Consider the following 4,373-nt stretch of genomic DNA (forward strand, 5'->3'; position numbering starts at 1 on the left):
GAAGGAAAAGAAGATCTGCGCCGCATTGTCGACAGCCACTCGGATAAAGACCTGATATTGATTGATACCACAGGTCGCTCGCATCAGGATAAGGACTATTCGGGGCAGTTGAAGGAGATTTTTGACACGGTTGGTGGGGTGGAAATTCATTTGGTTCTCAGTGTGACCGCCCAGGAAAAACTATTTCATAAAACATACCGACAATTTTCACCTATTGGCGTTGACCGTGTATTGTTCACCAAACTGGATGAGGGCTTGAGTTTTGGCTCTTTATTTAATTTCAGCGTTCGTAATAAGTTACCTATATCTTATTTCACATCGGGTCAGCGGGTTCCAGAAGACCTAGAAGTAGCCAGGCCGGACCGGGTAATAAGTTTGATTTTTAACTGAATTCAAGATAAATTAAAGAGCCAGAGTATATTATGAGCAGGCAGACAACTACTTTAAAAAGAATGGTATACGGAAAGATGAGCGGTTCAAACCTCAGGGTTTTGGCGGTCAGTAGCGGAAAAGGAGGCGTTGGAAAGACCAACTTCGTCGCCAACCTGGCTTATGCCTTATCCAAGAGGGGAAAAAAAGTGCTCGTTGTGGATGCGGACTTAGGGTTGAATAATATTGATATCCTTTTAGGGCTGGCTCCACAAAAACATATTGGGCATGTCCTTTCAGGAGAGTCCAATGTGGAGGATATTATTCTTCAAGGGCCTGCTGATATTAATCTATTGCCTGCCGGCGATGGCCTGCAGGAATTGACTCAATTGGAACCTGAAAAGAAAATGATTCTCATGGATGAGCTGGACCGTGTCAGCCATGGGTATGATTTTTTGATTTTTGATACAGGTGCCGGTATTTCCTCTAATGTCACTTATTTCTGTAGTGCGGCCCATGAAACAATTCTCATTGCTACAACAGAGCCCACTTCGTTGACGGATGTTTATGCGTTGATGAAAACACTTCATCTTAAACATGCCCAGAAGCATTTCAGGGTGGTGGTTAATTCTGTCAGCTCAGAACGTGAAGCGCAGGGCGTTTATCGTAACTTGACAGCGGTCACGGACCGTTTTCTTAATGAAATTTCTGTCGAATACCTGGGGCATATCCTGCATGATCCGAATGTACCCAAAGCGGTTCGGCAACAAAAAGCTTTTTTAGAGTTATACCCTTTTTCGAAATTCAGCGGCTGCCTTAATGAATTGGCGGAAAAAATTTCGAAAGAGAAACCCAGTCCCCTTTCTCGTGAAGGAGATCAACCTTATTTCTGGCGGAGCGCATTTGAAGTACAATGAACTCTTTAACGATTCAAAAGATGGCGCTGGCGTTTGCATTGATTGCTTTCGGTATACTTAGCGTTGGCAGTGTTTTGATGGGAAGCCGGGTGCTGACAGGTGCGATTCGTGGAGGACTGGGAGCACTGATTTTTGGAGGACTGGTTTGGGGTTATGCGTATATATTTTTGTTAGAAGATGAAGATGCTTCAATACAGGATTTCGATAGCAGTGACTCTGATAAGGGAAACCAGTTGGATCAAACAGCGTAACGAAAGAAGTCTTTAAATGGCACAAAAACAGGAAGCATTACAGCAGATCGAAATTTCGGTTGAAAACCGCGAGGCTGTGATTAAAGAGTACGCTCCGATGATCAAATATGTAGCCAACCGGATCGCCATGCGCCTGCCACCCCATATAGAGGTGGATGACTTGATAAGTGTTGGGGTTTTAGGCTTGATCGATGCGATAGATAAATATGATTCATCTCGTGGCGCAAAGTTTAAAACCTATGCGGAGTTCAGGGTTCGCGGCGCGATTCTTGATGAATTGAGATCAATGGACTGGGTTCCCAGATCGGTGAGGCAGAAAGCTTCTTCCATGGACGCGGTTGTACAGAAACTGCAGAACGAGCTTGGGCGTCCACCCGAAGATGATGAAATAGCTGATGCGATGGGAGTCAGTCTGGATGAGTTATTCAGCACTTTAAATGAAACCAAGAGCATGCCCATACTCAGCCTGGAAGACCTGGGTATTGCCAAAGAGTCGGGAGAACAACAAAGTCTTCTCGATTGTCTTGCGGGCAAGGGAGATGCGGACCCGCAGACCCACCTAAGGCTTGTTGAGCTAAAAGAAATTATCGCAAAAGCGATTGATACCCTGCCTGAAAAAGAACGCCTGATGATTTCTCTTTATTACTATGAAGAACTGACCATGAAGGAGATTGGAGAGGTGTTGGGCATAACCGAATCTCGAGTCTCGCAAATTCACTCCAAAGCAGTATTCAGACTGCGCAATAAGTTGAAATCCTTGATTGCAGAAGAAATGTAATCCTCGCAACATTTTTATATCAATAAATTTTCACTGTCAGGGCATAGGAATCGAAAGATTTCTACCAAAACCTGTGCCTGTTGTGCCATGTCGTCATGATGTGAACGCATTCCGGATATCTTCTCATTGATGATGGTAGAAAAATAATTTTCAATGGCTTTATTTCTTTGATTCGTTGGAAGTGAATACAGGCTGGCCAATCCAGCGAGGTCTATCCAGAACCCTCTGCATTTGGAACATTGGTTGATTTCTGTATTTGCTTCGGCACTGAAAAAATGCCGATATAGCAAAGTCGTTTTGCATACAGGGCAGGCGTGTTCCGCTCCCCTGTAAATTTTTACTCCTTCAGCCCTTTCAATCATCAGGAGTGATTGTCCTAGACCGGATTTCAAAGATTGAAGTTTTTTGAACTGAAAGCGGTCAAACCACAATCCCCCACACTCTCCCCTGCAAGCCTGTATTTTTATTCCCGCAATAACGTTCTCTTGCAATTCATTTTGGCAGGCAGGACATTTCATGATCCGAAACTGGCTCAGTAAATATTGTTCCCTTTTTCCCCTGGGGGGCGGGTTTTCCATCGTCGATGTCCGCACATCCAGGGTGTTGGGTTTTTCCTGATAACATTCTCTATGAATTCTTCAAACTGGCGGGTCCATTTAAAAATATCATTTTCTTTGTTGCCGGTCTTTTCAAGTAGAAACTCTGGTCCATACTCAATGCGATAGGTCCCTTCATCAGTTGGATAGCAAAATAAAGGGAGTATGGGAGTTCCAGTTCTATAACTCAATGAAGCCAGTGAACGGGGGGTCGCTGCTTTCTTCCCAAAGAAATCTACAAAAATACCGCCTCTGGCTGTGTTCTGGTCCATCATCACTGCAACGCTGTTATTATTTTTTATTTCCCGTACAATTTTTAAAGGAGATTCATCGCGGTAAATGATCCTGTTTCCGGAGATGGTACGAAGTTTTGTTGTTGCCCGATCCAGTAAAGGGTTGTCCAGCTTTCGAGCGATAGATGTTAATGGGCAGATGCCAAGATAGCCATGAAACAAACCCATTATTTCCCAGTTTCCATAATGGGCGGTTAGAAAAAAAATACCGTTGTTTTTATTCAAAGACTCGCGTAATAGATCCAGCCCTTTTGGATCACCTTCTATGAGCCCTCGCACCCTGTTTTCTGTGTCTGATGTAACCCAGAAACATTGCAAAGCTGATATGCAGAGATTTTGAAAGGATTTCTTGATGATTCTGTTTTTTTCGCTGGATGACTTTGAATCAGAAAAAATAATATCCAGGTTGATTCTTGCAGATTTTTTGCGCTTGTTGGAAAAGAGAAAGGACAGGCTGCCTAACGCTTTACCAAACTGCACCACTGTTTGTTGGGGCAGAAAGCGCACCATCAAAACCAGTAGACTAAAAACAAAGTATTCCAGAAAGTGCCGAGTTGATTTCAAAGGTTTGGTTTATTGTTCTGCAATGGCATGAGCAATAGCATAATGCCGATCATGAGAAATAGATATATGGATGGACTTGAGGTTTAGTTTTTCAAATAATAATTTTCCTCGTCCCGCCATTTTGACAATAGGTTTTCCAGATTCATTGTTTACCACTTCAATATCTTTGAATCCTACATCATTGCTGATACCTGTTCCCAGGCTTTTTGATACAGCCTCTTTAACAGCAAACCGGGCTGCAAAATGTTTTCCGGGATCCGCCTGGGATTGGCAATAATTGATTTCCCCATCGGTGAAAACTTTGTTCTCAAATCTTTGGGAATACCTTTCCAGAGACTTTTTTATTCTATCTATTTCTATAATGTCAAGACCAGTTCCAAATATCATCCTCGAGCCTCTGGGTGAGTGGATTTAGAATTGCCGTAAAGTGCTATTTCAATTTCACTGAAAGGGATGGCACCTGGCCGGATAAGTTGAACAGGCATTTCTACTGGATCAACAAGGGTTGAAGGTTTTCCACCAGGACATGTTCCACCATCAAGAATCAAATCAAGTTTGCTTCCTAAAGACTGATCCACCTGTTTTGCGGTAACAGGTGGATCTTC

8 protein-coding genes are annotated in these 4,373 nt (G+C 43.2%); 4 read left to right on the top strand and 4 right to left on the bottom strand.

The features are described 5' to 3' along the window. The 4 genes from F3741_04730 to F3741_04745 all read left to right on the top strand — a co-directional run. Positions 1-390, top strand: a 390-nt coding sequence (locus F3741_04730; protein ID MZG30107.1) for a flagellar biosynthesis protein FlhF, incomplete at its 5' end; no start/stop codon positions are given. 32 nt (positions 391-422) lie between these two features. Further along, positions 423-1,286: a MinD/ParA family protein gene (locus tag F3741_04735; protein ID MZG30108.1), complete on the top strand. Its 864-nt coding sequence runs from the start codon at positions 423-425 to the stop codon at positions 1,284-1,286. Then, positions 1,283-1,537, top strand: coding sequence for a hypothetical protein (locus F3741_04740; GenBank protein MZG30109.1), 255 nt, complete (start codon positions 1,283-1,285; stop codon positions 1,535-1,537). The genes F3741_04735 and F3741_04740 overlap by 4 nt, the downstream gene beginning before the upstream one ends. Positions 1,538-1,553: 16 nt before the next feature. Continuing rightward, positions 1,554-2,315 carry a FliA/WhiG family RNA polymerase sigma factor gene (locus F3741_04745; protein ID MZG30110.1) on the top strand — a complete coding sequence of 254 codons (762 nt, stop codon included), beginning with the start codon at positions 1,554-1,556 and terminating at the stop codon, positions 2,313-2,315. A 14-nt stretch (positions 2,316-2,329) separates the two neighbouring features. On the opposite strand, the gene F3741_04750 is transcribed toward F3741_04745, so the two are convergent. The 4 genes from F3741_04750 to F3741_04765 form a co-directional block, all read right to left on the bottom strand. After that, complete coding sequence (locus F3741_04750) at positions 2,330-2,893, bottom strand: hypothetical protein (GenBank protein ID MZG30111.1); 564 nt, start codon at positions 2,891-2,893, stop codon at positions 2,330-2,332. Next, complete coding sequence (locus tag F3741_04755) at positions 2,848-3,714, bottom strand: lysophospholipid acyltransferase family protein (protein MZG30112.1); 867 nt, start codon at positions 3,712-3,714, stop codon at positions 2,848-2,850. Before F3741_04755 ends, F3741_04750 begins: the two co-directional genes overlap by 46 nt. Before the next feature lie 63 nt (positions 3,715-3,777). Further along, a complete protein-coding gene (locus F3741_04760) occupies positions 3,778-4,155 on the bottom strand; it encodes a holo-ACP synthase (GenBank protein ID MZG30113.1) in 378 nt (125 codons plus the stop codon). After that, complete coding sequence (locus tag F3741_04765) at positions 4,152-4,346, bottom strand: hypothetical protein (protein MZG30114.1); 195 nt, start codon at positions 4,344-4,346, stop codon at positions 4,152-4,154. The genes F3741_04760 and F3741_04765 overlap by 4 nt, the downstream gene beginning before the upstream one ends. Positions 4,347-4,373: the final 27 nt, after the last annotated feature.

This window comes from Nitrospinota bacterium, from assembly GCA_009873635.1.
In the GTDB taxonomy this organism is placed as follows: domain Bacteria; phylum Nitrospinota; class Nitrospinia; order Nitrospinales; family VA-1; genus LS-NOB.

What these genes read in the sequence shown, in the direction of transcription:
- F3741_04735 (MZG30108.1), top strand. Translation starts at nt 423, where the DNA reads ATGAGCAGGCAGACAACTACTTTAAAAAGAATGGTATACGGAAAGATG.
- F3741_04740 (MZG30109.1), top strand. Translation starts at nt 1,283, where the DNA reads ATGAACTCTTTAACGATTCAAAAGATGGCGCTGGCGTTTGCATTGATT.
- F3741_04745 (MZG30110.1), top strand. Translation starts at nt 1,554, where the DNA reads ATGGCACAAAAACAGGAAGCATTACAGCAGATCGAAATTTCGGTTGAA.
- F3741_04750 (MZG30111.1), bottom strand. Translation starts at nt 2,893, where the DNA reads ATGGAAAACCCGCCCCCCAGGGGAAAAAGGGAACAATATTTACTGAGC.
- F3741_04755 (MZG30112.1), bottom strand. Translation starts at nt 3,714, where the DNA reads ATGGTGCGCTTTCTGCCCCAACAAACAGTGGTGCAGTTTGGTAAAGCG.
- F3741_04760 (MZG30113.1), bottom strand. Translation starts at nt 4,155, where the DNA reads ATGATATTTGGAACTGGTCTTGACATTATAGAAATAGATAGAATAAAA.